The 24,863-nt window shown below is 41.3% G+C and carries 30 protein-coding genes; 2 read left to right on the top strand and 28 right to left on the bottom strand.

Translation table 11 applies throughout. From position 1 onward, the window contains the following. Nucleotides 1-4 precede the first annotated feature (4 nt). From ACVBD2_RS01650 to ACVBD2_RS01555, 20 genes are all read right to left on the bottom strand, one after another. Complete coding sequence (locus tag ACVBD2_RS01650) at nucleotides 5-622, bottom strand: hypothetical protein (RefSeq protein ID WP_461685933.1); 618 nt, start codon at nucleotides 620-622, stop codon at nucleotides 5-7. Nucleotides 623-918: 296 nt separating this feature from the next. Further along, nucleotides 919-1,230, bottom strand: a complete 312-nt coding sequence (locus ACVBD2_RS01645) for a hypothetical protein (RefSeq protein ID WP_461685932.1) — start codon at nucleotides 1,228-1,230, stop codon at nucleotides 919-921. A gap of 39 nt (nucleotides 1,231-1,269) precedes the next feature. Further along, nucleotides 1,270-2,535 (bottom strand): DNA cytosine methyltransferase, encoded by a 1,266-nt coding sequence (locus tag ACVBD2_RS01640; protein ID WP_461686289.1) that lies wholly within the window; start codon nucleotides 2,533-2,535, stop codon nucleotides 1,270-1,272. A 7-nt stretch (nucleotides 2,536-2,542) separates the two neighbouring features. Then, nucleotides 2,543-2,701, bottom strand: coding sequence for a hypothetical protein (locus tag ACVBD2_RS01635; RefSeq protein WP_461685931.1), 159 nt, complete (start codon nucleotides 2,699-2,701; stop codon nucleotides 2,543-2,545). 5 nt (nucleotides 2,702-2,706) lie between these two features. Further along, the gene (locus ACVBD2_RS01630; protein ID WP_461685930.1) at nucleotides 2,707-3,207 is read right to left on the bottom strand and encodes a modification methylase Sau96I; all 501 of its coding nucleotides are present in this window, start codon (nucleotides 3,205-3,207) and stop codon (nucleotides 2,707-2,709) included. 412 nt (nucleotides 3,208-3,619) lie between these two features. After that, the gene (locus ACVBD2_RS01625) at nucleotides 3,620-4,219 is read right to left on the bottom strand and encodes a response regulator (protein WP_461685929.1); all 600 of its coding nucleotides are present in this window, start codon (nucleotides 4,217-4,219) and stop codon (nucleotides 3,620-3,622) included. Nucleotide 4,220: 1 nt separating this feature from the next. After that, complete coding sequence (locus ACVBD2_RS01620; protein WP_461685928.1) at nucleotides 4,221-5,318, bottom strand: sensor histidine kinase; 1,098 nt, start codon at nucleotides 5,316-5,318, stop codon at nucleotides 4,221-4,223. 4 nt (nucleotides 5,319-5,322) lie between these two features. Further along, the gene (locus tag ACVBD2_RS01615) at nucleotides 5,323-6,057 is read right to left on the bottom strand and encodes an ABC transporter permease (RefSeq protein ID WP_461685927.1); all 735 of its coding nucleotides are present in this window, start codon (nucleotides 6,055-6,057) and stop codon (nucleotides 5,323-5,325) included. Between the two features lie 12 nt (nucleotides 6,058-6,069). After that, a complete protein-coding gene (locus ACVBD2_RS01610) occupies nucleotides 6,070-6,945 on the bottom strand; it encodes an ABC transporter ATP-binding protein (protein WP_461685926.1) in 876 nt (291 codons plus the stop codon). Then, on the bottom strand, nucleotides 6,932-7,126 hold the full coding sequence (locus ACVBD2_RS01605) for a hypothetical protein (protein ID WP_000709165.1): 195 nt from the start codon (nucleotides 7,124-7,126) through the stop codon (nucleotides 6,932-6,934). Before ACVBD2_RS01605 ends, ACVBD2_RS01610 begins: the two co-directional genes overlap by 14 nt. Continuing rightward, a complete protein-coding gene (locus ACVBD2_RS01600) occupies nucleotides 7,123-7,329 on the bottom strand; it encodes a hypothetical protein (protein ID WP_000390701.1) in 207 nt (68 codons plus the stop codon). The genes ACVBD2_RS01605 and ACVBD2_RS01600 overlap by 4 nt, the downstream gene beginning before the upstream one ends. Before the next feature lie 123 nt (nucleotides 7,330-7,452). Continuing rightward, nucleotides 7,453-9,117 (bottom strand): DAK2 domain-containing protein, encoded by a 1,665-nt coding sequence (locus tag ACVBD2_RS01595; protein WP_461685925.1) that lies wholly within the window; start codon nucleotides 9,115-9,117, stop codon nucleotides 7,453-7,455. Nucleotides 9,118-9,119: 2 nt separating this feature from the next. Then, the gene (locus ACVBD2_RS01590) at nucleotides 9,120-9,485 is read right to left on the bottom strand and encodes an Asp23/Gls24 family envelope stress response protein (protein WP_038804162.1); all 366 of its coding nucleotides are present in this window, start codon (nucleotides 9,483-9,485) and stop codon (nucleotides 9,120-9,122) included. A 152-nt stretch (nucleotides 9,486-9,637) separates the two neighbouring features. Then, nucleotides 9,638-9,826, bottom strand: a complete 189-nt coding sequence (gene rpmB / locus ACVBD2_RS01585) for a 50S ribosomal protein L28 (protein WP_001140948.1) — start codon at nucleotides 9,824-9,826, stop codon at nucleotides 9,638-9,640. A 105-nt stretch (nucleotides 9,827-9,931) separates the two neighbouring features. After that, complete coding sequence (locus ACVBD2_RS01580; RefSeq protein WP_461685924.1) at nucleotides 9,932-10,606, bottom strand: LiaF transmembrane domain-containing protein; 675 nt, start codon at nucleotides 10,604-10,606, stop codon at nucleotides 9,932-9,934. Nucleotides 10,607-10,611: 5 nt separating this feature from the next. Then, on the bottom strand, nucleotides 10,612-11,058 hold the full coding sequence (locus tag ACVBD2_RS01575) for a LytTR family DNA-binding domain-containing protein (protein ID WP_084859615.1): 447 nt from the start codon (nucleotides 11,056-11,058) through the stop codon (nucleotides 10,612-10,614). A 113-nt stretch (nucleotides 11,059-11,171) separates the two neighbouring features. Next, entirely contained in the window at nucleotides 11,172-11,675 is a 504-nt protein-coding gene (locus ACVBD2_RS01570; protein ID WP_461685923.1) for a phosphatase PAP2 family protein, read from the bottom strand. Nucleotides 11,676-11,769: 94 nt separating this feature from the next. Beyond that, the gene (locus ACVBD2_RS01565; RefSeq protein WP_461685922.1) at nucleotides 11,770-13,530 is read right to left on the bottom strand and encodes an ABC transporter ATP-binding protein; all 1,761 of its coding nucleotides are present in this window, start codon (nucleotides 13,528-13,530) and stop codon (nucleotides 11,770-11,772) included. Further along, nucleotides 13,520-15,289, bottom strand: coding sequence for an ABC transporter ATP-binding protein (locus ACVBD2_RS01560; RefSeq protein WP_461685921.1), 1,770 nt, complete (start codon nucleotides 15,287-15,289; stop codon nucleotides 13,520-13,522). The genes ACVBD2_RS01565 and ACVBD2_RS01560 overlap by 11 nt, the downstream gene beginning before the upstream one ends. Further along, nucleotides 15,273-15,734, bottom strand: a complete 462-nt coding sequence (locus tag ACVBD2_RS01555; RefSeq protein WP_038806431.1) for a MarR family winged helix-turn-helix transcriptional regulator — start codon at nucleotides 15,732-15,734, stop codon at nucleotides 15,273-15,275. The genes ACVBD2_RS01560 and ACVBD2_RS01555 overlap by 17 nt, the downstream gene beginning before the upstream one ends. A 192-nt stretch (nucleotides 15,735-15,926) precedes the next feature. Between ACVBD2_RS01555 and ACVBD2_RS01550 the strand changes: the two genes are divergently transcribed. Then, nucleotides 15,927-16,625: a DUF308 domain-containing protein gene (locus ACVBD2_RS01550; RefSeq protein ID WP_038806432.1), complete on the top strand. Its 699-nt coding sequence runs from the start codon at nucleotides 15,927-15,929 to the stop codon at nucleotides 16,623-16,625. Between the two features lie 47 nt (nucleotides 16,626-16,672). Here ACVBD2_RS01550 and ACVBD2_RS01545 read toward each other — a convergent pair whose 3' ends face one another. Then, a complete protein-coding gene (locus tag ACVBD2_RS01545; protein WP_084971861.1) occupies nucleotides 16,673-17,389 on the bottom strand; it encodes a YebC/PmpR family DNA-binding transcriptional regulator in 717 nt (238 codons plus the stop codon). A gap of 96 nt (nucleotides 17,390-17,485) precedes the next feature. Then, nucleotides 17,486-18,856 carry an MATE family efflux transporter gene (locus tag ACVBD2_RS01540; RefSeq protein WP_268722912.1) on the bottom strand — a complete coding sequence of 457 codons (1,371 nt, stop codon included), beginning with the start codon at nucleotides 18,854-18,856 and terminating at the stop codon, nucleotides 17,486-17,488. Nucleotides 18,857-18,965: 109 nt separating this feature from the next. On the opposite strand from ACVBD2_RS01540, the gene ACVBD2_RS01535 reads away from it, so the two are divergent. After that, nucleotides 18,966-19,520: a GNAT family N-acetyltransferase gene (locus ACVBD2_RS01535; protein ID WP_084974026.1), complete on the top strand. Its 555-nt coding sequence runs from the start codon at nucleotides 18,966-18,968 to the stop codon at nucleotides 19,518-19,520. 56 nt (nucleotides 19,521-19,576) lie between these two features. On the opposite strand, the gene recA is transcribed toward ACVBD2_RS01535, so the two are convergent. From recA to ACVBD2_RS01505, 6 genes are all read right to left on the bottom strand, one after another. Beyond that, entirely contained in the window at nucleotides 19,577-20,728 is a 1,152-nt protein-coding gene (gene recA, locus ACVBD2_RS01530; RefSeq protein ID WP_461685920.1) for a recombinase RecA, read from the bottom strand. A 54-nt stretch (nucleotides 20,729-20,782) separates the two neighbouring features. Then, nucleotides 20,783-22,039, bottom strand: coding sequence for a competence/damage-inducible protein A (locus ACVBD2_RS01525; RefSeq protein ID WP_461685919.1), 1,257 nt, complete (start codon nucleotides 22,037-22,039; stop codon nucleotides 20,783-20,785). 72 nt (nucleotides 22,040-22,111) lie between these two features. Further along, complete coding sequence (lytR, locus tag ACVBD2_RS01520; RefSeq protein ID WP_009014109.1) at nucleotides 22,112-23,146, bottom strand: glycopolymer--peptidoglycan transferase LytR; 1,035 nt, start codon at nucleotides 23,144-23,146, stop codon at nucleotides 22,112-22,114. A gap of 4 nt (nucleotides 23,147-23,150) precedes the next feature. Beyond that, nucleotides 23,151-23,672 carry a GNAT family N-acetyltransferase gene (locus tag ACVBD2_RS01515; protein ID WP_461685918.1) on the bottom strand — a complete coding sequence of 174 codons (522 nt, stop codon included), beginning with the start codon at nucleotides 23,670-23,672 and terminating at the stop codon, nucleotides 23,151-23,153. Beyond that, a complete protein-coding gene (gene tsaE, locus ACVBD2_RS01510) occupies nucleotides 23,662-24,105 on the bottom strand; it encodes a tRNA (adenosine(37)-N6)-threonylcarbamoyltransferase complex ATPase subunit type 1 TsaE (RefSeq protein ID WP_461685917.1) in 444 nt (147 codons plus the stop codon). The genes ACVBD2_RS01515 and tsaE overlap by 11 nt, the downstream gene beginning before the upstream one ends. Nucleotides 24,106-24,208: 103 nt before the next feature. Further along, nucleotides 24,209-24,832: a hypothetical protein gene (locus ACVBD2_RS01505; RefSeq protein ID WP_461685916.1), complete on the bottom strand. Its 624-nt coding sequence runs from the start codon at nucleotides 24,830-24,832 to the stop codon at nucleotides 24,209-24,211. Nucleotides 24,833-24,863: the final 31 nt, after the last annotated feature.

Raw genomic sequence — 24,863 nt, 5'->3', positions numbered from 1 at the left:
TAATCTATTTAAACAGTGATAGTGGAGATGGCCATACTCTAAATAGAAAATCAGTCACCTCAGAAAATAAATCAAGAATTTTTTGGAAAATTTCAAATATAAAATCTAGTAATCTCAAAAGTAGTTCAGCATTGAAAATATATAGCAGAGCAACTACCAGTATCATTGCTAACAAGATTATTAAACTATACTTTAAAAAATTTACGGATTCTTTTTTACTGTCTGGTAAATTTGCAATCCTTTTTTCTTTCTTATTCTGTAATTCTTTGCCAAATAGTTCATAAGAGTACCTTGCCATTATCCAAAAAGATAAAGCCAGAATTCCCAACAATGAAATAATAAGCATACCTGCCATTTCAATAATAGTAATAAGTGAAACGCACCCTAATATAAGCAATATTGCTTTATTCTCAATCACTCCAGAACTTATTAACGACATTGAAATCCAGTTGTTGATATATATTAGAAGGAAAGAATAAGAAAAAGGGATAGCAATAAGCGAGATAAAGCAAAGAACTATATTGGCCAGCACTTTCCGCAAACTTTTAGAATAAAGAATGTTTTCCCTTATGGATTTCAAGATACCCTTGTTTATGAATAGATAATAATACAATGCAGTCATAATATACCTCCTATTTTAGCTCAAATGAATTTATAAGATACGGCATCAACTCAGCAGACGATAGGTATATCATTCCCCCTCCTACAATAATTAAAAAGAGACTTAACACCCATTCCCAAGTAGTTAGATGTGGAAAGAAATCTTTCTCACCACTCCAGTTAAGTCTGATGTCTGTATTTTTAGCTATGATAAATACTCCACTGAACGAAATGCACACTCCTATAATAAACAATACAATAGACAACAAAATCATATAATTCCCTCCTACCCTCTTCTGAGATTTTTTATTTTAACACTTAAATTTTATTTAAGCTCTTAATGTGTGCATCATAAACACACTTTTTCAACTCGAAGAAAACGCTCATATTTTCTTCGATAAACAAGCTCTTTTTCACCTCTCCGTCTGCGTAAAACAGACCGTTTAAGAGAAAATTTATTTTCTCTTGAAAAATGTCATCTAACATCAGCTTACTTTTCTCCAAGCAAGCTACCAAATGCGATGAATTGTTTGCGTAACGCATCGGCATCCCAAAAGCGCTTTCCACGCTTTTAAAATCAAAGCTAGTAAGTGGTCTTTGTATATTTTTTTCCCAGTCTGCATTTTTCATATTTCTTTCCTCCTGTGTTCATCCTCATTTATTCAACATTCAACCATCCCATTCCAATTCCTTTGCGATAGCAGCAATGACATTGACTGTCACGCTATTTCCTGCTTGCTTGTATAATTGACTGTTGCTATTCACTTCTTGCGCCTTATCAAAAGCCCAATCTGGAAATCCTTGTAATCTCCAACACTCACGAGGTGTCAACTTTCTGATCCTAAATCCATCTGATAAATAATTATTTTCCTGATAGCTATTCCTAGTTAAAGTAGGAGCAATGTCATGTTCTCCACCTTGGTTATAACCATGACCACGTTGGATTATTTTAGGTTCTTGCCCACCACCTTGCATTGTGGATAGAGTGGGAGCTAGTCCATTTGTATCATATACTCTTGAGTTTTGGTCATGATTTCCAGGCAATTTCCCTGCGATTAGAATTCCATGCTTATCTTGCGTAGTCAAAGTAAACACAGGTTCTTCGTTAGACTTACACCTGCGCCCATTTTGTCGTTTATCCGTACAATCAGGTGTTAAAACAGGTATGGCTATCTTTTGCCCCTCTCCCTTGTTGGTTGTGAGCGTGGGAGCCAATCCAGCTGATTCATAAACCTCTCCATTCATCCCATTTCCTGAAGGATGGATGTTTCCGATAGACCTCACTTTCTGCGATTTACTTTCAACAATGTACGCCCCTGCTCCTTGTGAGTTGCCATATCTGGTTGTAATGGTATTGCTGTACTGCTTTTTGATTGAATTAGCTTGCTGGCAACTTTTTGAGAGAGGAAAAACTCTTCTGGTACATTCTCCTCTAAGATGTCCGATAACGAACACCCGTTCTCTGTTTTGGGGTACTCCAAAATCCTTGCTGTTAAGGATTTGCCATTCCACATTGTACCCCAATTCATCCAAGGCTCCGAGGATGGTTTCAAATGTAGCTCCTCCGTCATGGTTGAGGAGTCCTTTGACGTTCTCAAGCAATAGATATTTAGGTCTGAGAATAGATGCGAACCGTGCAATCTCAAAAAACAAAGTTCCTCGTGTATCTTCAAAACCTCGTCTGTTTCCTGCAATGCTGAAAGCCTGGCACGGAAATCCTCCACAGATAATGTCCACACATCCGATTCTTCGAATAGACTCATCTGATACTGCTGTGATGTCATGTAGTTCTATTTCTCCTTTCGTATCGTGTATAGCTTTGTAGCTAGCTCTTGCAAATTTGTCTATTTCGCAAAATCCTATACATTCATGCCCAGCTGACTCCATTCCAAGACGGAAGCCGCCGATACCTGCGAACAGATCTAGAAATTTCATATGATTTTTAATTTCTTTCATCATTAACCCCCAAAAAACAGTGGCTACAAATAGTCTCATCTCGATCCATCCACCAACAACTACCCCATTTTTCATCAATGCAGGGTGTTTCCCACGTGCATCCGCATTTTTTACAAATACCTTCCTTTAATACTGCTTCTTTCACGATAATTACTCCTCATTGATTCTCATACTTTTAGGTAGCTTTCTACTCGGTAAACAGTTACCTTCAGATAAGTCCCCTTTGCTATAAAATTCAGGACTATTTGTCATTATGTGATCACTTCTTCTCCATCCTCGGCGAAGTTGCTTGTAAGATAAAGAAACACGCTTCTCAATCTCTTTAAAACTAAATCCCAGCTTCAAATATGTTGTTACAATAGCATCAGCATGTTCTTTGGACTCTTCGCTTCTTGTTCTTCGCTGAAAGTTTATCTGCTTATCTTCTTCATTTAATGCTATATGATAGGCAATAAACAACTTCCGCATTTCCATAATTTTATGTTGCCAGGCCAAGCTATAAGGTTGTCCTGAATATCGATTCACTAAGTCCTTTACGGGTTGTTTAAATTTCAGCTGAAGAGGATCAAACTCCCCAAGATCTGAGAATGGATCAATGAAACCTAATGGTTCGCTTTGAATTAATTCATTGTATAGCGCTTCTCTGTCCATCCTAATATATCTCCTTCTGTCAAATGCACGTCATTGAGTCAAATAAACTTAATTGGATGGTTTTAGGCGCTTGTTCGCTATTCCCAGTCTTATCATGATCGATAACGTCAAAGATTTCTAGTGTGTCTAAATTCATTACAATCTCTAATCCTAGCATCGTTGAACTCCTTTCCAATAGATTTTTAAGCGAACAAAAAAGAGAACAGATTTCTCTGTTCTCCTAAAAATATTGAATTATTTGATTTTCTAAAAACTCTTACCACTTACTTTGTTTTTATTCTGATCTTTTAACTCTTTGACACTAGCTTTCACCGCTTTTCTAAACCAGAAAAGGAGGCAATTTGCCTCCTCCTTTCTAGTATGGTTTTCCTTTGATTCAAGTTGTCATTTCGGAATTTTTTAACCCTTCTTATCAAAGCCAACCAGATTCTTTTGCAATGTTGGCTGCCTCTGTTCGATTACCAGCATCTAGTTTCGAAAGAATATTGGTGACATAGTTTCGGACGGTTCCATTTGATAGATAGAGTTGGTCTGCGATTTCTTGGTTAGACAAGCCCTGAGCGATTCCCTTTAAAACTGCGATTTCTTGTTCTGTTAACGGGTTAGGATGCGTCATCACCACTTCCATCAATTCAGGCGAATATTCCTTACGTCCTTCGAGAACAGTGTGCAAGGTTTGCATGAGATCTGCGATGCTTCTTTCTTTTAAGACATAAGCATCCACTCTAGCCTTGATCGCACGTTCAAAATATCCGGGGCGCTTGAAGGTCGTCACCACAACCACCTTTGTTTCTGGCTTTTCTACTCGTATCCACTCCAAGACTTCGAGACCTGTCTTAACAGGCATTTCTACGTCAAGGATGGCAATATCTACGGACTCCTTTTCTAAGAGTTGGATTGCTTCTTGGCCATCCTTGGCTTGTAGGACAGACTCTACATCTGGTTGAAAGGTAAGTAACTGGCACATAGCATCTCGCAACATACTTTGATCTTCTGCAACAAGTAGTTTCATCTTAGTTTCTCTCCTTATAAGGTAGTCGAACCTGCACTTCAGTAGGCTGCTTCTGACTGATTACCTTTACTTCTCCTGAAAATGGAAGGACACGATCGCGGACGGTATGGAGCTCATCTCCTTTTAAAGAAGCAAAGCCACATCCATCATCTCTCACTGTTAGAATGAGTTCTTTCTCAGTTCGTTCTAATTTCAAGTAAGCTTTCGATGCTTTGGCATGTTTGATGATGTTGGTCACTAACTCAAGTAAAATCATGGAGGCCGTTGATTCTAATTCCTGAGTTAGGCTAGCAGTATCTAGTTGGTGATTGATTTCCGTTTCAATTCCTGCAATTTCCAGCATTTTTTTAACAGTCACAAATTCGGAGGCAAGTGTTCTGGTTTTAAGATTTTCAATGATGGTACGAACTTCATTCATGGATTCTTTACTAATCTGATGAATTTCTTTTAACTCTTTTTCCACTTGAGGATAGGCCTGCATTTGAAGAAGCTGGAGGGCAAGATCCGTCTTCACACTCAACATGGCAAAGGTATGGCCTAGACTGTCATGAAGATCCTGACCGATACGACTGCGTTCGTTTTCAGCCAAGAAAAGATTGAGCTTGGCATTTTGTTTCATCTTTTCTTCTTTTAGCTCTTCTGCTATCCGAATTCGATAGAGACCAAAAGTCAAGGCATCAGAAAAGACAAAAGTCACCAAGAAAAAGAGCAGTTGCCAAGGACTAACTTGATCAACCATATAAATCCCTGTCAAAATCAGCGGTTGTAAGACAATAAAACTGACAAAACGCCAAGAGTGAAGAGAAATCTCATCCAGCTCATAAATGAGGAGGTTAGATAAGTAAAAGATAAACCATGTGAAACCCGAATTCAGCCAAACCGATGTATAAAAAATGTAGGCAATCATGAGCCACCAAGCCAGCCACTGCACGGTGCGGTTTTGACTTAATAAAATCGAATAGAAGGCTAGGACAAATAATAATGTCCAGAACAAGGTCAAAGGCGGGTACTCTCCACTGATGACACCCGCTATAGGAAAGATGATAAACACTGTTGAAATATGAAACATATAATGAGTGTTTTTTAATTTTTCCAACATAGATTTATTTTACCTCGATCCGTTTTTTCAGTTGGATTACCAATACACCAAAGAAAACCGTATAGCCTAGTACAACCAAGGAAGCAAGAACGTTAAACTCGTGGTGTTCCAAATAAGTAGAGACGACCTGCATCAGTTGATAGGTTGGGGTCAGTTTTCCAATGGATTGGAGCCATTCTGGGAAGGAACTCAAGGGAAACCATAGTCCACCTAGGACAGCCAAAGCAATATAGGCAATATTTCCAATCACCGTCATCAGTTGAGCACTGGGAAGCAAGCTCACCAAGACACCCATGCTGATAAAGACCACGCTTCCGACCAGCAACATAACTCCGATTACCAACCAGTCAAGCCAAGGCAGAGTCACTCCACGGACAAAATGACCAACTGAAAAGACAACTATAATTGATAGAAGGAAAGTTAGTAGAGTACTAAACAGTTTTGATACATAATATTCTACCATAGATACTGGAGAATGTTGAATCAATTTTTGCCAGTTATTCGTCTTGTCGGATTCGAGTGTGCTAGGAATGCTGAAAAAGGCGCTTGACATGATACTAAAGAGCGTCATGGCAAAAAGATAGGCTTGGAGAGCGATTTCTGGAATGTCTGATCCTGACATCATACCAGAGAAAATAAGGTAAAACACACTTGGAAGTCCGATGGAAAGCAAGTAGTAGACTGCTTGCCGTTTCATCAGAATGATTTCCACTTTCATGAGACTTGTCATATTTTTCATCGTCAATCTCCTTTAGTCTTGAGTCGTTTCAAAGATACTATCTAAGAGAGTTCGATTGCGAACTTCAATTTCTTCGATCGTGCAGCCCTGTTCTTGCAAGACTTTCCATACCTGGCTGGCTTCTTTGGTTGTGAAGGAAAGAACATTTTGCTTGATTTCAATCTCTTGAACCATAGTCAGGGTACTGACAAAATCCTGATAGGTTAGAGGCACCGTAAAGTGTTTTTCTTGTTCTTCACCACGCATGGCATAAGGCGTCGTGTCACGAATCAATTCTCCCTTGTGGAGCACCAAGATGCGGTCGGCCGTATGTTCTACCTCTTCGATATAGTGGGAAGAATAAACAATGGTCACACCATTTTTCTTTAACTGATCGACAATCTCCCAAAAATGCTGACGTGTCGAGGTATCCATTGCAGCAGTCGGCTCATCTAAAAATAGAATTTTCGGACGACCTATTAGTGCCAACACGAAAGAGAACAAACGTTTTTGCCCACCAGACAACTTGCCCGCTAGCTGATTTTTCTGTTTGTCCGAAAATCTCAGCAAGTCATCAATTTCTTGATTGGAGAGACTGTTTGGATAGATTGATTGAAAGAAGGATAAGAGTTCTTTCACTTTCAAGTCTTGAACCACCGTATTTTCTTGAGGTAAGATAGAAATAAGCTGCTTTAATCGAGGATCTGTTGGTGCAAAGCCTTGAATAGCTATCTGACCTGAGCTCACGAACTTGTCGCCCAAGAGGCAATCAATTAAAGTTGTCTTTCCTGCTCCATTAGGACCAATCAAGGCGACACATTCTCCGTCATTGATTTCAAAAGAGATATCACGCAAGATCTCCTTGCCTTTTATTTTCTTACTCAATTTCTCAACTTTAATCACAGTCATGAGATTCTCCTTTCAACCACTTCATTCCCATAGGGAAAACGACGAAAATCATAAATCCAAAACCCCAAGCACCACGAATAAATTGGCGAAGCAAGGTTTGGTCAAACCAACCAGTAAACATTTCCACTAACCATACCAAGAGTGACAGGCCGATAAAGAAATAGATGATTGCTTTTTTCATTCCTCAAACTCCTTTTTCACATCTCTGACCAATTTCAAACCTTCTCTGACAAGCCAAGACATCATTCCAAAGCCAGCAAAGAGCTCCCAAGGAAAATGGTAGAAACCCTCATCCAATCCTGAAAACATGAGATAGGTCATAACTCCTGCTGCTACTAAACTCACTGCGACAATCATTTTATTTTTCATTTCTTCTTCCTCCATTTCATACTTCAATTATAGACTTTTGAAGTTGGCGGAGCTAGATGCTTCTGTCACTAGGAAATATGACAAATGTCATAAAAAAAGAAAGTTGAAGAATCAACTTTCTTTTAATCTATTAAATTTTCATTCCACACTGAAAAGATATGGATATACAGGTTGTTGACCTTGGTGAATCTCTACTTCAACATCTTCAAATTCTTCTGCGATTTCTTGGGCAATTTGGTTGGCCAATTCTTCACTTCCATCTTCACCGACATAGAAAGTCACAATTTCACTATCTTCGTCTAGCATATGTTTCAATGTTTCAGTCAAAGTTTGATGCATGTCCGGGTTTGACACGAGGATTTTCCCATCTACCATACCAAGATTGTCATTTTCGTGAATTTCCAAACCATCGATAGTCGTGTCACGAACGGCTGTTGTTACACTACCGCTGACCACTTCACCAAGAGCTGCAGTCATACGTTCTTTGTTTTCTTCGATAGACTTGCTTGGATCAAAGGCAAGAAGACTAGTCAATCCTTGAGGAAGGGTACGAGCTTCTACCACAACAGCTGGTTGATCCAATACCTCTGCAGCAGATTGGGCCGCCATGAAGATATTTTTGTTGTTTGGCAAGAAGATGATGTTGCGAGCATTGACTTGCTCAACAGCCTTGATAAAGTCTTCTGTCGAAGGGTTCATGGTTTGTCCACCTTCGATGACATAGTCCACACCTTGGGCACGGAAGATATCTGCCAAGCCTTGACCTGCTACTACTGCGATAAGGGCGTATTCCTTCTCTTCAGCTGGCTTGCTGATTTGAGCTTCTTTTTCTACTTGAGCTTCGTGTTGGTTGCGCATATTATCTACTTTAACCTTGACCAAGCTACCATATTTAAGGCCTTCTTGCATAACAAGACCTGGATCTTCTGTATGGACGTGGACTTTGACGATTTCATCATCGTTGACGACAAGAAGAGAATCCCCTAGGTCATTCAAGTAGTTACGGAATTCATCGTAGTCAAAGTCCTTAGAATAAGTTGGACCTTGTTTGAGAGCTACCATGATCTCTGTACAGTAACCGAAGGTAATATCCTCAGTTGCCACATGTCCAGCTACTGACTTGTGGTGTTCAGCATTGATCATTTCACCCATATTAGCTGGAGTTGCTACAAAGTCCTCAGACGCACTGTATTCACCAGTAAGAGCTGATAGGAAACCTTCGTAGATGAAGACCAAACCTTGACCACCTGAGTCCACAACACCAACTTCTTTCAAAACTGGAAGCATGTCTGGTGTTTTGGCAAGAGCTGTTTTAGCTCCTTCCAAGGCTGCACGCATGACCTCAACAGCATCATCTGTCTGTTCCGCTTTTTTCTTGGCACCAATGGCAGCACCACGAGAAACTGTCAAAATAGTTCCTTCGACTGGTTTCATAACAGCCTTGTAGGCTACCTCGACACCAGATTGGAAAGCAAGAGCCAAGTCTTGACCTGTTAACTCGTCTTTATCTTTGATCGCTTGAGAGAAGCCACGAAAAAGTTGAGACGTGATAACTCCTGAGTTTCCACGCGCACCCATCAAGAGCCCCTTAGCAAGAATGCTCGCCACTTCTCCAACTGTAGAAGCCGGCTTATCTGCTACTTCTTTGGCACCATTTTCGATGGTCATCCCCATGTTTGTCCCAGTATCTCCATCTGGAACTGGAAAGACGTTTAATGAATTGACATATTCTGCTTGCTTATTCAAACGAGTTGATGCAGCCTGCACCATCTCTTGAAATAAGCTGGTAGTAATTTTTGACACGATTATTCTCCTACAACTTTGATATTTTGAATGTAGACATTCACAGTCTGAGCAGTAATTCCTAGTTGGTTTTCCAAGCTAAAACGAACGCTCCCTTGGATGTTTTTTGAGACTTCACTAATCTTTGTTCCGTAGCTCAACACGGTATAAACATCAACTGCAATGCTGCCATCCTCGGCTGCCTTCACGACAACACCTTTTGCATAATTTTCCTTACCAAGAAGGGCTTGGAAATTATCTTTGAGGGTATTTTTGCTAGCCATACCGACCACACCAAAAATCTCAGTTGCTGCACCACCTACAACGGTTGCAATCACTTCATCTGTCAGTTCGATTTGACCATCTTTTGTATTAATTTTTACAGTCATTTTTTTTACCTCAACTAGTTGATACTTTATTTTATCATATTTCATCCCAAGTGTAAAAGCAGAATGCTGTATCGGCAGATATTTACTCTATTTTTCAAATGGTTTTATCTATAGAGCAAAAGAAAAAGACCAGTTAGGTCTTTTCATTTTTATTAAACGCGTTCAACTTTACCTGATTTCAAAGCACGAGCTGAAGCCCAAACTTTTTTAGGTTTACCATCGATAAGAACAGTAACTTTTTGAAGGTTTGGTTTTACGGCACGTTTTGTTTGGTTCATCGCGTGTGAACGGTTGTTTCCTGATACAGTCTTACGACCTGTAAAGTAACATACTTTAGCCATTATGTTTTCCTCCTATTAGATCTAATATAGCGGATGTGCTAGCACCACATACCGTACTATGTTATCACACTTTCTTGAATTTATCAAGAGAATTAAAATATTTTTTTATTTGACGTAAACAACACCAAGTTTACCAAAAGCGACTTCTCCACGGATAATCAAGGTTTTGTTAGTCGGCGCTACAGGAGCGTCCGCCTTGGCTGCACCAAAGGATGTTTCTACTTTCAAGTCTACACGCCAGTGTTGTGGAACATAGACAGTTGCATTACCAAAAGCCACTTCGATATTCAGAGTGGCAAAATCACCTAACATCTCTGCGTTATCATAGTAGATTTTTGCGTCACCAAAAGCGACTTCCACCTGATCGTCGACAAGATCTTGATCTTGTTTATAGAAGGTTCCACTACCAAAAGCGACTTCCTTATCCGTGATGACTGTTCGCTCACCACTGTACCACCATTTTTTGCCATACCAAAACTTACTTGAGTGAGTGAGATAGCCAACACCTAGCACTGCTAGGATACTAGCCCAAAACAAAGACTGGTTTGGAATAGGAAAAATGTTATAAAAATGATTCGCAATCATTAAGGCTACTAGAGCGGTAAAAACTGCTGATGTCAGGTGACGACGAAGCAAAGCTTCAACTGACTGGTAGGCAAAAAAGACGATACCAATCAAAGGCCATATTTTACCATCCAAAGAAGGAATTCCAAAATTTCCTTGCAGCAAGATCCAGGCCGCTAAAACCAATAAAACAATACCAAATGCTTTCTTTTTCATGTTTTTTACCTCATGTTTCTTAGATTTTCTTTTAGGAGGGATTGGTAATGTCGTGAGACATGAACCTCCTTGTGCGTCTGATAAAAGGAAATGGTGCCCGTTCCTGAAAAGGACTTGTCCACTGAGTAAATCTGACGGATGTTTGCAATAGTTGACTTGGAAACTCGACTAAAATAGCGAGGCAAGATGGACTCTAACTCATAGAGCTTGAGACGAACTTCATAGGCTTCCTTCTGGTTATGAGCATAGATCTTGCTCCCTTCTGTTTCAAAGAAGAGAATTTCTGACAGGTCTAGATAATATTCACCTGTCCCCTTGTAAAAAGTCAACCTCGGAGCCTTTGACTCTTGCAAGATCCGTTGCAAATCTGCAATTTCATCTGTCAAAGCAGGGGTCTTGATGACAATTTCAGTCTCCTCTAAATTGCCGTCAATCTCAATTCGTAACTTCATCACATCTCCTTTCTGACTCTACTATATCAAAGCTAAGTTAGGAATACAAGGGCAAAAAAGCAAGTGGTCAATTTGAAGCAGTAAGTGGTTGTAGGACTAGCTTAACTTACATGTCAGAATAAGAAGAAAAGGAATCCCCACACCAGACCACAAGCATAGCCAACCAAGACATCCTTGGGATAATGAACCCCCCCTAAAACCCTCACCAGTCCCAGCAAAGCTGAAAAAATCAAGCATGCTAAGCCAACAGGTAGACTAGCATGCAGACAGACCATGGAGATGATAGTTGCCGAAAAGACATGGCGACTGGGCATCGACCGTCCCGAACTATCCTTATCAAGAAGGGGACAGATATCCCAAGTTTCATAAGGTCGCGGGTGATTGATTTTCTTACGAAACAGTGATAACATCACAAAGCCTGTTGCAGGGATAAGCACATAAACCCCAACTTGCTGACCAAGTCCTAATTGCAGATAAGTAGTGACTAGCAAGGTCAGATAGACCATAGGCATGGCGACTGTCATCAAACGATTGAAACTGCGTAATAGAAATAAAAGGGTGGGATAGCTGGTGAGTCTGGAGCTGATATTTCGATACCATTCTTGATAATTTTTCATTTATGCTTCTCATTCATTACTTTTTTGCCTACAAGTGAGACGTTTGTCTTCTAGTATAGTGTAGAAAAAGAAGGCCGTCAAGCCTTCTTTTGATTTATTCTTCTGCTTCGTCTTCTGTAAATTGACTATTGTACAAGTCAGCGTAGAAGCCACCTTGCGCCATTAGTTCCTCATGATTGCCTTGTTCGATGATATTGCCATCTTTCATGACAAGAATCAAGTCGGCATTACGGATAGTTGACAAGCGGTGGGCGATGACAAAGGAAGTTCTACCCTCCATCAGACGGTCCATGGCTTTTTGGATCAATTCCTCTGTACGTGTATCGACTGAGGATGTCGCCTCATCCAAAATCAAGAGCGGTGCATCTTTCAACAAAGCACGAGCGATAGTCAAAAGCTGTTTCTGTCCAACAGACAAGGTCACAGTGTCATCCAAAACAGTATCGTAGCCATCTGGCAAAGTCATGATAAAGTGGTGAATTCCCACAGCCTTGCTAGCTTCCATCATCCGCTCATCGCTGATGCCCGTTTGATTGTAGATGAGATTATCTCGAATGGTTCCTTCAAAGAGCCAAGTATCTTGCAAGACCATTGAGAAGGCATCGTGTACTTCCGAACGCTTCATGTCCTTGGTATCCACACCATCGATGCGGATACTTCCCTTATCAATCTCATAAAACTTCATCAAAAGATTGACAATGGTTGTCTTACCAGCCCCAGTCGGTCCAACGATAGCGACTTTCTGACCTGCATGAGCCGTCGCAGAAAAGTCATGGATGATGGTGCGCTCTGGTGTATAGCCAAAGGACACGTGATCAAAAACCACTTCCCCTTTCATATGGGCCAATTGTCTTTCCTTATGAGATTCATCCTGCATCTCTGCTTCAGCTAGAAATTCTAATACACGAGTCATGGCTGCACTCGCTTGTTGCAAGCTCGTAATCCCTTGGGCAATCTGTGACAGAGGTTGGGAGAAGGTCCGTACGTAAACCATAAAGGCTACAATAATCCCTATTGTGATATGCCCTTCTAACGCCAGCGCAGCTCCAACGATGATGACTAATACATAACTAAAGTTTCCAACAAAGAACATAGCTGGCATCATGATACCAGAGATAAACTGAGATTTCCAGATACTATCATGCAAGTCTTGATTTAAACCTGCAAATCTTGCTTTGGAGGTGTTCACAGCGTTGTAGCTGGTCACTACATTATGGCCAGAGTACATCTCTTCCACATAACCATTGACGGCCGCTAGATTATTTTGTTGAGCTTTAAAATAACCCTGTGACTTGGCCATGATTACGGAAACCGCCGCAAAACCAACAAGGGTTGATACAACTGTTACCAATGCCAAAATCCAGTTCATCTCAAACATGGTCACCAAGACAGCAATCAACAAGAAACTAGCTGAAAGAACTGTCCCAAGACTTTGGTTGAGAGATTGCGCTGCTGTATCCACATCATTGGTCACGCGCGAAAGGGTATCTCCTTGTGAATGACGGTCAAAATAGCCAAGTGGCAAACGATTAATCTTTTCAGCGATAGCCGTCCGCAAGCGTTTTGAAAAATGCTGAATGCTCGTTGAAAAGATATAGGCCTGTGTATAGTTAAGGATAGCTCCAAATACATATAGGACAACTAAAAATCCAGCAATGTTTGATACAGCTACCAAGTTGATTTCTGTAGCCAAACCATCTGAAATCAAGTTAGTAATTTCTTTAATCTTAGTTGGCCCATAAACAGTAATGATGCTTGAAATGACTGCAGCCACAACTGCTATTAGAAGAGGGAGTTGGAGGCCTGCCATATAAGGTTTGCACTGTTTCCAGAACGACACTTTTTTATTTTCCATGTTCCAATTCCTCCTTCGATAGTTGTGAGTAGGCAATTTCTTGGTAGACTTCGTTGGTAGCTAGAAGTTCCTTGTGGGTGCCTTGTCCCACGACTTTTCCTTGATCCAATACTAAGATCAGGTCAGCATCCATAATGGTAGAAATCCGCTGCGCTACGATGAGCTTGGTCATGGATTTTGTTTTCTGAGCTAGCTCTTGGCGCAGGACACGATCTGTCTTGTAGTCCAAGGCTGAGAAAGAGTCATCAAAGATGAGAATCTCTGGTTTACGAGCCAAGGCACGCGCAATGGCCAAACGCTGTCTTTGACCTCCTGAGAAGTTGGTTCCGCCTTGGGCCACTTCTGATGCAAGTCCTGCTTCCTTATCCTCGATGAAGCTTTTAGACTGGGCCAATTCTAGAGCTTGCCACATAGCAGCTTCGCTTAGAGGAGTTTCTTTGCTCTTACCAAAGTCTAAGTTCTCCTTGACATCTCCAGAAAAGAGGACAGCTTTTTGTGGAATATAGCCGACCTTATTGCGCAAATCTTCCAAGTCATAATCTTGCACATTGACACCATCAACTAGGATTTCTCCATCTGAAACGTCGTAAAAACGAGGCAAGAGGTTGACTAGGGTGGACTTACCTGATCCAGTCGATCCGATAAAGGCTACGGTTTGACCCGCTTCTGCTTTGAAAGTGACATGTTCCACGACTGCTTCAGAGTTTTTAGAGTAGCGGAAAGTCACATCACGGAATTCCACTTGTCCTTGAACTGAAGGATCCGCTGTCTGTGCATGACTAGGATTTTCAATAGAAGAATGCAGATCCAATACTTGATTGATACGTCCTGCCGAAACCAAGGTACGAGGAAGAACGATAAAGAGTGCTCCCATGAGAAGGAATCCCATTACGACCTGCATAGCATAGGACATGAAGACCACCATATCACTAAAGAGTGGCAGACGTTCTGTCACACTTGCATCGTTGATGATATAGGCACCAATCCAGTAAATGGCTAAACTTAATCCACTGGAAATCCCCATCATAATCGGGTTCATAATCGCCATCAATCGATTGACAAAGAGATTGAGACGCGTTACCTCATCGTTGGCTGCTTCAAATTTCTTATCTTGGTAATCCTCGGCATTGTATGCGCGAACAACTCGAATCCCAGTCAGACTTTCACGAGTAATGCTATTGAGTTTATCTGTAAGTCTTTGAATGACGGATTGTTTTGGAAAGGCCAGAGTCATGAGAACAGTGGTCATCAAAACGTTCACAATAACAGCCACAACGACCGCCCAGAGCCAGTATTCCGATTTCCCAAGGATTTTTCCAATGGCCCAGATAGCCATAATTGGCCCACGAGTAACTACTTGCAAGCCCATGGTAAAGAGCATCTGTACTTGGGTAATATCATTGGTTGTCCGAGTCAAAAGACTAGGAATAGAGAAACGTTTAATTTCTGTCTGAGAATAATCCAATACACGATTAAAAATATCACTGCGTAAATGAGCCGTATAGGATGCTGCAACACGAGCAGCAAAGAAACCAACTATAACAGATGAAAAGAAAGCCAATAAAGACAAACCAATCATCTTCGCAGCTGGTGACCAGAGTTCACCCAACTGCGTTCCAGACGTTCCCAGTAATTCTGTAATTTGCGAAATATAAGTCGGTACCTCTAACTCGAGATAGACCGAAAAACAGGTAAAGAGGACAGTCAGGAGAATCATTCCCCACTCTTTTCCTGTGATACGCTTAGCGAGTTTCTTCATTCTCTCCTCCTATTTTTTCTACATTTGCTTGTAGTTGCCCGAGTACCTTTTCAAAGATTGTCAAGTCTGACTTTGAAACCCCCTCTAGCAGACTCTGATCAATCCGATCAAAAAAAGCCTTAACTTTTTGCATCTGCGAACGCGATTTCTCCGTCAGGCGAACAAATTTTGCCCGCTTATCGCTCGGGCTCGCCTCTAACTCAACCAAACCATTTTGTACCATGCGCTTGACTAAATTACTCGCAACAGATTTAGTAATATTGAGTTCCTGCTCAATATCTTTAATCAAGACCAAGTCTTGGTTTTCCTCACGACCATCCAAAAAACGTACAACCTGGCCTTGAGGTCCACCCATAAATTCAATGCCACATCGCTTAGCTTCTTTCTGTACCATCAGATGAACCTGGTGTCCAAAACGTTTAAACATTAACATCGGCTTGTCCATGATTGCTCCTTTCTTATCTTTTAAATAGTTCTCACAAGAACTATTTAAGTTTCCATGAGAACTATTCTATCACTTCCAGAAGAAATGTCAAGAAAAAAGTTTCCAAGAGAACTACTTTGGCACAAATTGACATTATGCAATATTTTTTCTATAATAAGCACTAACTACCATGGATAGAAATCCATTCACTCGATGAAGGGAGAAAACTTTCAAATGAAACCAGAAGAACAAAAAGTTTTAGGGATTTTAGCAACTATTTTTGGAGCCATCGCACTTTTAGGGTCTTGGATTCCATTTATTAACTATCTATCGTTTTTCATCGCCATCGTCGCATTTATCTTGGGGATTATCGGCCTTATCGTCAACCTCAAAAAACGAAAAACAATGGCCATTATCGGAACATCCCTCGCAGTTGCCTCTGTTGTACTTTTCTTTACGACTCAGGTACTGTACGCTAATGTCTACAAAGAGTTTGTCAGGGAGTTTAACCGTTCCTACAGCGAGGCGAGTGCCTCAATGGAACGCGAAGAAGAAAGCGACTTGACAGATGATAGCGCCTATTCCATCCCTGAGGAGGAAGAAAACGATACCTTCACCTGGACCCAAGAACAGTTCGACGCCTTAATCGAAGGTGACCTTGACAACAAAGGAAAAGGTGGTACCAACTACAAGGATATTATCAAAAAACACGGACTACCAGACTCCGAGTTTGACTCCACTATCGGAGGGTACGATACGAAAAAAATCACCTATATCTCCATTGGAGACAAGATCAAGACTGTTACCTTAACTTTTGCAAAACAGGACAATGGAGAGCTCTTACTAGTTCATAAAATAGCTGTAGGCCTAGGAGAAAGACAGCAGCAAAGAGATTCTGGAACCAGAATCTAATCTCAAATATAAAAAGCGAACAGCTGGCAAGTCTGTTCGCTTTTTTATTAGAACCCATCTACGTTCGTATAAATCTTTTGCACGTCTTCGTCATCTTCAAGAACGCTATAAAGTTTTTCAAAGGTTTCAAGGTCTTCGCCTGACAATTCCACTTCTGACTGAGGAATCATTTCCAATTCTGTCACTTGGAATTCTTGGATACCTGACTCACGAAGGGCAACGATAGCCTTGTGAAGGTCTGTTGGAGCTGTGTAAACAGTGATTGTTCCATCTTCTGCTTCTACATCATCCACATCCACATCTGCTTCAAGCAAAAGTTCAAAGATGGCATCCGCATCTTCACCTGCAAATACGATAACACCCTTGTTGTCAAAGAGGTAAGAAACAGAACCTGAAGCACCCATGTTCCCGCCGTTTTTACCAAAAGCTGCACGAACATTGGCTGCTGTACGGTTGACGTTTGAAGTCAAGGTATCAACGATCAGCATAGAACCATTTGGTCCAAATCCTTCGTAACGTCCTTCTGTAAAGGTTTCGTCTGTGTTTCCTTTTGCTTTATCAATCGCTTTATCGATAACGTGTTTCGGCACTTGGGCTTGTTTAGCACGGTCGATAACGAATTTCAAAGCAGTGTTTGATTCTGGGTCTGGATCACCTTTTTTAGCTGCTACATAGATTTCTACACCAAATTTTGCATATACTTTAGAGTTAGCTCCATCTTTAGCCGTTTTCTTGGCTACGATATTGGCCCATTTACGTCCCATTAGGAATCTCCTTTTTTCACATTTTAATCTTTCTTATTATAACACAAGTTTTTTCGATTTTCACTAGAGGAAATGGATTTTATTCAGCAAATCCAGCTAGGATTGTCCTTTGGTTGCCAAGATAGCCTTGCCTTCTTTTATCAAGGGATGACGGAATAGTGAGAAGTACAGTTGAATGGTCATGGCAACCCAGATAAGAGGTTCGCAAAGGATAACTCCCCTATACCCTGCCCAAGGGATAATCAAGACCACAAAAACGATTTTCCCGATTAGTTCTATAAAACTGGAAACAAGTGGTAAGATTTTTTGCCCCAAGCCCTGCAAACAATTCCGATAAATCAATAAGAGGCTCAAAATCGGATAAAAGACTGAACTGATTTGCAGGTAGAGAGTGCCATTTTCTACCAAGTAAGTATCCGTCGAACTGGCCAAGAAGGAAACCAAGCTAGGACTGGCAAAAAAGAGGAAAATACAAACAAAACCTGCCCAGGACATGCTCAAACGACTACCGATTCGAAGTCCTTGAACAATGCGGTCTGGTCGCTTAGCCCCGAGATTTTGAGAGGTAAAGGTCGTCATAGCAGAAGAAATAGCCGTCATCGGAAGCAGAGCAAAAGCCATAATGCGTCGAGCCGCTGTTTGCGCACTTATAATCACGGCTCCAAAGGTATTGACAGAAGACTGTAAAATCACACTGCCGATAGACACAATCGAACTCATCAACCCCATAGCCAAACCTTGCTCCAAAAGATCCGCATACAAGGCCTTGTCCCATTTAAAATGCTTAAGTTGAGGGAGCAGTTCTGGAACACTCTTACGGATATAATAAAAGCAGAGAACAGCTGATAATCCTTGCGAGATAATGGTAGCAAGCCCCGCAGATTGAACTCCCAGATGCAGTTGCGTAATAAAATACAAATCCAAAAGCACATTAACCAAAGCAGAGAAAATCAGAAAGCCAAGAGCTGCTAGACTATCACCAATGGACCGCAACAAGCCTGCAAAGAGATTATAAGCGAAGCTGACGCCTACACAAGTCACAATCATAGAAATATATTGATAGGATTGGGGGAGGATTTCTGCAGGGGTATCTAAATATTGCAAGAGTGGATACAGACCAACAAATCCCATCAGCATGACCACAATGCTCAAAAGAGCACCTAAAATCCAAGTTGCTGCTACTGCTTCTTTAATTTTAGTGAAATTACGAGCCCCATAATAGCGGGCAATGACAATCCCCATCCCATTGCCAACACCAAGCGTAAAGCCTATAATCAAGTCAAAAATGGCAGTTGTCGCCCCTACTGCAGCCAAGGAATCTTGACCAAGAAAACGCCCAACAATCAAGACGTCAGCAGTGTTATAGAGCTGTTGGAAGATATTAGACAGCAAGATTGGAAAGGCAAAGCTTAACAGCGCAGGAAGAATAGGACCATGTATCAAGTCCACGGATCGTTTCTTATTCATAAAGCTATTATATCAGCTTTCCAGAGGACCGACAAGATTCTTTAACGAATCCTGAAATCAATTGCTTACAGAGAGACAATTTGCTATAATCAAGAAAAGGAGGTCACTTATGAGTTTGACCAGTCAATTAATAACCGATGTGTTTCCAGATCTTGATAAAGTTGAAAAGCTAAATAACGAAGCTTTCCCCGAGGAAGAACGGGTCCCTCTTTCTGAGTTTTTGCGCTATCAGGACCGTGATGACGCCCACTTTTTTGCTTTTTATAACGAAGAAGAATTTGTTGGCTTTGCTTTTGCCATCTCCAACCAAAAGGCCTTCTATATTAGCTTTTTTGCCATCATGCCTCACTTAAGAAGTCATGGGTATGGAAAAGAGATCATCGAAAAGCTGACTGATTTTTACCAGCGAACCATGTTACTAGAAGTCGAGCGCTTGGATGAAGAATGCGATAACTTGGAGCAGAGAAAGGCTCGCATGGACTTCTATCGACAAAATGGCTTTAAAACAGCCAACGCTTTTCTAGAGTACGATGATCTGAGTTTTGAAATCCTCTACCGTGGCGACCATTTTGACGAAGAAGCCTATCGCGACATCTTCCAGAAGTTGCAAGATGAACATTATTTTGACTTTCATATCGAGTATCGTCGTTTTAGTGACCATTAGTTCTTTCATCTGAAACAAACATAAAAAGTAGCAGTTCCTATCTGCTACTTTTTATGTTATTCTTCAATTTCGATTTCAAGTCCATCGCCTAGGTCAAGTGTCACTTCTTGGTTAGGTGCTAAATCCTCAACGACAGAAGTGGGAGTTGTTCCTTCTTCATCTTCAATCAAGCCATATTGAACACGGACTTGATGGTCAATCTCATCAAAGACTTCTGGGTGATCTACCAAGTATTTCTTAGCATTTTCAGATCCTTGTCCGATTTTTTCACCTTTGTACGAGTACCAAGCTCCTGCTTTTTGGATGATATCCAAATCGCTTGCGATCTTCAAGAGCTCACCGGTCTTAGAAATTCCTTCTCCGTACATGATTTCAACAAAGGCTTCCTTAAATGGTGGAGCCACCTTGTTTTTCACGACCTTGATCTTGGTTTCCTTACCGACATTGGTATCTTTTTGGTCACCAGTTCCCTTGATTTGTGTGCTTCCACGAACATCCAAACGGACTGAAGCGTAGAATTTCAAAGCACGTCCACCAGGGGTTGTTTCTGGGTTTCCAAACATGACCCCAACTTTTTCACGCAATTGGTTGATAAAGATGGCAATTGTTTTAGTCTTATTGATAGAAGCTCCGAGTTTACGCATGGCCTGGCTCATCATACGAGCTTGCAAACCAACGTGGCTGTCTCCAATGTCCCCATCAATTTCTGCACGAGGTACAAGGGCCGCAACCGAGTCGATAACGACAAGGTCAACTGCACCTGAGTCAATCAATTTTCCTGCAATTTCAAGACCTTGCTCCCCTGAGTCTGGTTGTGACAAGAGCAATTCGTCAATGTTCACACCAAGGGCCTCAGCATAGGCTGGGTCAAGCGCATGCTCCGCATCGATAAAGGCTGCAATACCGCCTTCTTTTTGCGCCTGCGCAACAGCGTGAAGGGCAACCGTTGTCTTACCAGATGACTCCGGTCCATAGATTTCGATGATACGTCCCTTAGGATAACCACCTGAACCAAGGGCAATGTCCAGAGCCAATGATCCTGAACTCATCACTTGAACTTTTTGCTCCGCGCGCTCACCCAAGCGCATAATTGAGCCTTTACCAAAGTCTTTCTCAATCAATTTCAGGGCATCGTTCAATGCTTTTTCACGGTCAGCCCCAAATTTTTTCCCAATTTCATCTAATTTTTTTGTTGGTTTTTTCGCCATTCTATTCTCCTGTATTCTAATAGTCCTAAGACCTGTCTACTATTATATCAAAAGTTAGTCACTTAATAAAGCCTTGCGAACTAGGTTAAAGGCATGCATGACCGCAATCTGACGAACATCTGCTCGGCTCCGCCCTGCGATATTAGCCTTGATAACTTCTGTCCCTTTTGCATGTGCCAATCCGATAAAGACTGTCCCAGCTGGATGCCCCTCTAGGCTATCTGGCCCAGCCACACCCGTCAAACTGACTCCGTAGTCAGACTGAGTCTTGAGCCGTGCCTGCTCTGCCATTTTTTTAGCCGTAAACTCTGAAACGACCCCGTGTTCTTTCAGCTCTTGCTCGGAAATATCCAACATCTTGGACTTTTCTTCTAGGCTGTAAGTGACAAAACCACCATTAAAGATAGCTGAAACACCTGAAAAGTCTGCTAATGTCGCTTGAAAGAGGCCTGCTGTCAAGCTTTCTGCCGCAGTAATGCTTTTCTGTCTCTTCTTTAGTTCTTCTACAACGACACTTGCTAGGCTGGTTTCTTCCCCATATCCATAACAGATGTTTCGTAGAGAAATTCCCTCGAAAGTCTGGCGATCTAAGATTTGATTTTCCAAGATGTCCAATGCTTGATTGGCCTTTTCTTGACTGACTGCTTTTGTAGACAAGCGCAAGGTCACCTCTCCCGTTTTGGCATACGGAGCCAAGGTCGGGTCGGTTTGATTATCAATCAAATCCGCTAAAATGGTCACCAACTGACTTTCACCAATCCCAAAGAAACGGAGCACTCGTGAGTACAACTTGGCACCAGTCATTAACTTAGGTAAGAGTTGATTTAAGACCATGGGTTTCAACTCACTTGGCGGTCCTGGGAGGACCACGTAGGTCACGCCATCCACTTCCGACATCCCTCCTACTGCTAAACCTGTCTCATTTGGCAGTGGAGTTGCCCCTTCTACAATTTGGGCTTGGCGTTCATTATTCGGTGTCCGAGCATAGTCAGGTCTATGAGCAAAAAAGACATCCAGTTTCTCTTGCGCTTGAGGGTCAAACACTAAGTTTTTTCCCAAAAATTTTGCCAGAGTTTGTTTGGTTAAATCATCCTCAGTTGGCCCTAAGCCCCCTGTCAAAATGACTAGACTACTACGTGAACTCGCAATCTCTAGCAAGGACATGAGACGCGCTTCATTATCTCCCACAGCTGTTTGGAAGTAGACATCTACTCCAATTTCTGCTAGCTTTTCTGATAAAAACTGGGCGTTGGTATTGACAATCTGCCCTGTTAAAATTTCCGTTCCTACAGCAATGATTTCTGCTTTCATCTTTCCTCCTACCTATCTATTCGAATTTTTTTGAAAAAATCGCAGGAAAGTCCCACGATTTGATTCTTTGTTTTATTCTATCTCTTCGTTTGAAGCATTTGTGGAAGGTGCTGTTCGACCATAAAGATTTTCATACAGAACAGCGTTGGTCTCCAACTCTGCTACGTCCTCTCTCCCTAGGGAACGACGCAAGAGATTTTGCATTTCCAGCATATGCTCTCTCGTTACGATTTGGTAAGAGATTCCTTGCAACTCAGCATCTTCACCACGAAGTTGATGAGTTTCGATGTTTTTAAAGGAATCTTGGTAACCAAGTAGTTGTGGGATACTGGAGGCAGACAAATCAACATTTGTCTGCATATTATCACTAAGCGCTTTTAAGATAGCTTGATAATGACTGATACTATTGAGGCTCAAGACCTTTTCCATAATCTTTTGAATGACTTCACGTTGACGTTTTTGACGACCATAGTCTCCCTCAGGATCCTGATAACGCATCCGTGAATAGACCAGAGCTTCCTCACCATTCAAAGTTTGCTCACCGACTCCAATCGAGATTTTATTAAATTCTTCCTGATCAGCAATCGAAATTGGAAAACCGAGTGTGTTGTTGACTGTGATGCCCCCAACTGCATCAACTAGCTGTTGGAGTCCTTGCATGTTGACCATCACATAACGATCGATATGAATGTTCATCATTTTTTGAATGGTTGAAATAGCCAACTCTGCACCGCCATTGGCATAGGCAGCATTGAGTTTCGCTTCCTGAACTTGGCCATTTCCAGTCTCAATCTTGGTCAAAATATCCCGTTCTAAACTCATCATAGTGGTTTTCTTGGTTTTCGGATTGACTGTCAGAAGAATCATGGAATCACTATTCCCCGCCCAAGGGTCGGTACGTTCTACATTTCCCGTATCCACCCCCATCAAAAGAATGGTCAAAGGCTCAGTCGCCTCAATAACGTTGGTTTCTTCACCAATTTTCTTATAAGTTTTTTTACTTAAGGTTTCAGTTCCTTGATAATAAATAGTATAGGCATAAGCACCCACACCTAAAGCTGTTACTGCTAGAAAAGCTAATAGCATTCCGATTATTTTTTTTACCATCTTTTCACTTATCTATCAGTCTACCCATCAGGCAAACATCTAAAAATTTCCCTTCTTTTAAATAGGCTCCTCTTTCTTGTAAGCCTTCTGTAACAAATCCAAATTTTGAATAGAGGTGGATAGCTGCCTCGTTGCGCTTTTGTACACTGAGCTGCAAACGACGCAGAACCCCACTGGTTTTAGCCCACTCAATTCCCTCTTCAAGGAGTATGCTTCCTAAGCTATGATTCCAAAACTTCCTTTGGATGACCAAAAAGATATCCCCGATGTGACGAATCCGTATACGCTGCTCTGCCGTGATGTTCAAAACACCTGCAATTTCATCATTCAGGAGGGCTAGGAGAGTGATTTGGTTATCTGAATTCGCTTGCTTTTTAATAAAAAGCACCATTTCAGAATCTGTCATCAGGATACCATTTTCATCCAGACTGGTGAAATCTGTCTCCTGTCCAACTAAATCCAAAAATGCAACCAAAGCAGCTGCATCCTGAACTTCAGCCTCACGAATACAAAGTTCATACTCCATTTTGAAGCTCCTTAATCAATTGTTCAGCACGAGGACCATGAGCTGTAAAATGAAGGCAACGACCGTCAGCTTCTTTCAAAATTTCCAACTCCAAGTAGGAATCTGGTAAATCCTCACCCAAAAGATGTCCCCACTCGATAACGGTCACACCACCACCAAAGAGAAACTCATCCAAGTCAATCGAATCAGCATCCCCCTCAATCCGATAGACATCCAAATGGTAGAGCGGAAGGCGACCCTCATACTCTCTCACGATAGTATAAGTTGGACTTTTGATCATCTGACGAATACCCAAGCCCTTGGCAAGACCCTTGGTAAAGGTTGTTTTACCAGCGCCCAGTTCTCCAGACAGGATCAAAACATCGTTTTTTTGGAGCAAGGTTCCTAGGCGTTCTCCTAGATTGATCAGCTCTTCTTCATTTTTTGTGTACATGCTACTATTATACCAAAAAGTTTTCTTTTATGTAAATTTTCTTTACAAACTTACTATAACAACTTTGGTAAAATAAGGGATTTTTATTGATAGAAAAGTATTTTTAAAAGAATATACACATGGCGCTAACAAGTAAAATATCTCGGATTACATGCCCGTAAAAGGAAAATTCTCTTCTCATGGATTTTGGAAATAAAAACCGAGCAAAAATGAATCCCAAACCGACATAAAAAACAATGGATAAAACTGTCATTGGATTTCTCAAGAACAGCAAGGTTGCCAGAACTGTCAGGACAACTGTTTTTTTCTTATTGAGAGTTGCTCCCAAATCTCGGCTGTATTTTTCAAACGGCAAAAAGACAAGTAAATCAATGCCAAACAAGAAAAAGAAGGAAGGCAAGAAAAGATCTACCAGCTCTTGCTGAAAAGCTGTCTGTGTTAAAATAGTCTCCGACAACACCAGACAGACACCTACTAGGTTTAAGACCAACAAGGTACTATAAAATAGTTTCACTTTTTTCTGACTATTTATAATGCTATGAACATCCTGATCTCGAGTATAAAAGAAATTCATGCCCGCACACAGACCTGATGCCAATACGATAAACACTAGAAAATAAGCGCTTGACTGCTTTAAGGTTAAGATGGATCCCTTCCACAGCAAGCAGCTACTCAGACTAATCTGGATCAAAGCCAGTAACAATAAGATGCGAATTGATTTTATCATTTTCAGTACCCCCTTCGTATACATAATTATA

This window comes from Streptococcus sp. KHUD_018 (genome assembly GCF_054861215.1).
Note: the sequence above shows the minus strand (reverse complement) of the source record. Positions and strands in the feature narration are given on the sequence as shown.

Bases quoted from the DNA above. Each gene is read 5' to 3' on its own strand.
- ACVBD2_RS01600 (WP_000390701.1), bottom strand. From the start codon at position 7,329: ATGGAGGAAGAAGAAATGAAAAATAAAATGATTGTCGCAGTGAGTTTA.
- lytR (WP_009014109.1), bottom strand. From the start codon at position 23,146: ATGGTAAAAAAAATAATCGGAATGCTATTAGCTTTTCTAGCAGTAACA.
- ACVBD2_RS01505 (WP_461685916.1), bottom strand. From the start codon at position 24,832: ATGATAAAATCAATTCGCATCTTATTGTTACTGGCTTTGATCCAGATT.
- ACVBD2_RS01610 (WP_461685926.1), bottom strand. From the start codon at position 6,945: ATGACTGTGATTAAAGTTGAGAAATTGAGTAAGAAAATAAAAGGCAAG.
- ACVBD2_RS01570 (WP_461685923.1), bottom strand. From the start codon at position 11,675: ATGAAAAATTATCAAGAATGGTATCGAAATATCAGCTCCAGACTCACC.
- ACVBD2_RS01550 (WP_038806432.1), top strand. From the start codon at position 15,927: ATGAAGGGAGAAAACTTTCAAATGAAACCAGAAGAACAAAAAGTTTTA.
- ACVBD2_RS01560 (WP_461685921.1), bottom strand. From the start codon at position 15,289: ATGAAGAAACTCGCTAAGCGTATCACAGGAAAAGAGTGGGGAATGATT.
- ACVBD2_RS01615 (WP_461685927.1), bottom strand. From the start codon at position 6,057: ATGAAAAATATGACAAGTCTCATGAAAGTGGAAATCATTCTGATGAAA.
- ACVBD2_RS01640 (WP_461686289.1), bottom strand. From the start codon at position 2,535: ATGAAATTTCTAGATCTGTTCGCAGGTATCGGCGGCTTCCGTCTTGGA.
- ACVBD2_RS01650 (WP_461685933.1), bottom strand. From the start codon at position 622: ATGACTGCATTGTATTATTATCTATTCATAAACAAGGGTATCTTGAAA.
- ACVBD2_RS01555 (WP_038806431.1), bottom strand. From the start codon at position 15,734: ATGGACAAGCCGATGTTAATGTTTAAACGTTTTGGACACCAGGTTCAT.
- ACVBD2_RS01545 (WP_084971861.1), bottom strand. From the start codon at position 17,389: ATGGGACGTAAATGGGCCAATATCGTAGCCAAGAAAACGGCTAAAGAT.
- ACVBD2_RS01580 (WP_461685924.1), bottom strand. From the start codon at position 10,606: ATGAAAAAGAAAGCATTTGGTATTGTTTTATTGGTTTTAGCGGCCTGG.
- ACVBD2_RS01645 (WP_461685932.1), bottom strand. From the start codon at position 1,230: ATGAAAAATGCAGACTGGGAAAAAAATATACAAAGACCACTTACTAGC.
- ACVBD2_RS01515 (WP_461685918.1), bottom strand. From the start codon at position 23,672: ATGGAGTATGAACTTTGTATTCGTGAGGCTGAAGTTCAGGATGCAGCT.
- ACVBD2_RS01535 (WP_084974026.1), top strand. From the start codon at position 18,966: ATGAGTTTGACCAGTCAATTAATAACCGATGTGTTTCCAGATCTTGAT.
- ACVBD2_RS01540 (WP_268722912.1), bottom strand. From the start codon at position 18,856: ATGAATAAGAAACGATCCGTGGACTTGATACATGGTCCTATTCTTCCT.
- recA (WP_461685920.1), bottom strand. From the start codon at position 20,728: ATGGCGAAAAAACCAACAAAAAAATTAGATGAAATTGGGAAAAAATTT.
- ACVBD2_RS01625 (WP_461685929.1), bottom strand. From the start codon at position 4,219: ATGAAACTACTTGTTGCAGAAGATCAAAGTATGTTGCGAGATGCTATG.
- ACVBD2_RS01575 (WP_084859615.1), bottom strand. From the start codon at position 11,058: ATGAAGTTACGAATTGAGATTGACGGCAATTTAGAGGAGACTGAAATT.
- tsaE (WP_461685917.1), bottom strand. From the start codon at position 24,105: ATGTACACAAAAAATGAAGAAGAGCTGATCAATCTAGGAGAACGCCTA.
- ACVBD2_RS01590 (WP_038804162.1), bottom strand. From the start codon at position 9,485: ATGACTGTAAAAATTAATACAAAAGATGGTCAAATCGAACTGACAGAT.
- ACVBD2_RS01525 (WP_461685919.1), bottom strand. From the start codon at position 22,039: ATGAAAGCAGAAATCATTGCTGTAGGAACGGAAATTTTAACAGGGCAG.
- rpmB (WP_001140948.1), bottom strand. From the start codon at position 9,826: ATGGCTAAAGTATGTTACTTTACAGGTCGTAAGACTGTATCAGGAAAC.
- ACVBD2_RS01620 (WP_461685928.1), bottom strand. From the start codon at position 5,318: ATGTTGGAAAAATTAAAAAACACTCATTATATGTTTCATATTTCAACA.
- ACVBD2_RS01565 (WP_461685922.1), bottom strand. From the start codon at position 13,530: ATGGAAAATAAAAAAGTGTCGTTCTGGAAACAGTGCAAACCTTATATG.
- ACVBD2_RS01605 (WP_000709165.1), bottom strand. From the start codon at position 7,126: ATGAAAAAAGCAATCATCTATTTCTTTATCGGCCTGTCACTCTTGGTA.
- ACVBD2_RS01630 (WP_461685930.1), bottom strand. From the start codon at position 3,207: ATGGACAGAGAAGCGCTATACAATGAATTAATTCAAAGCGAACCATTA.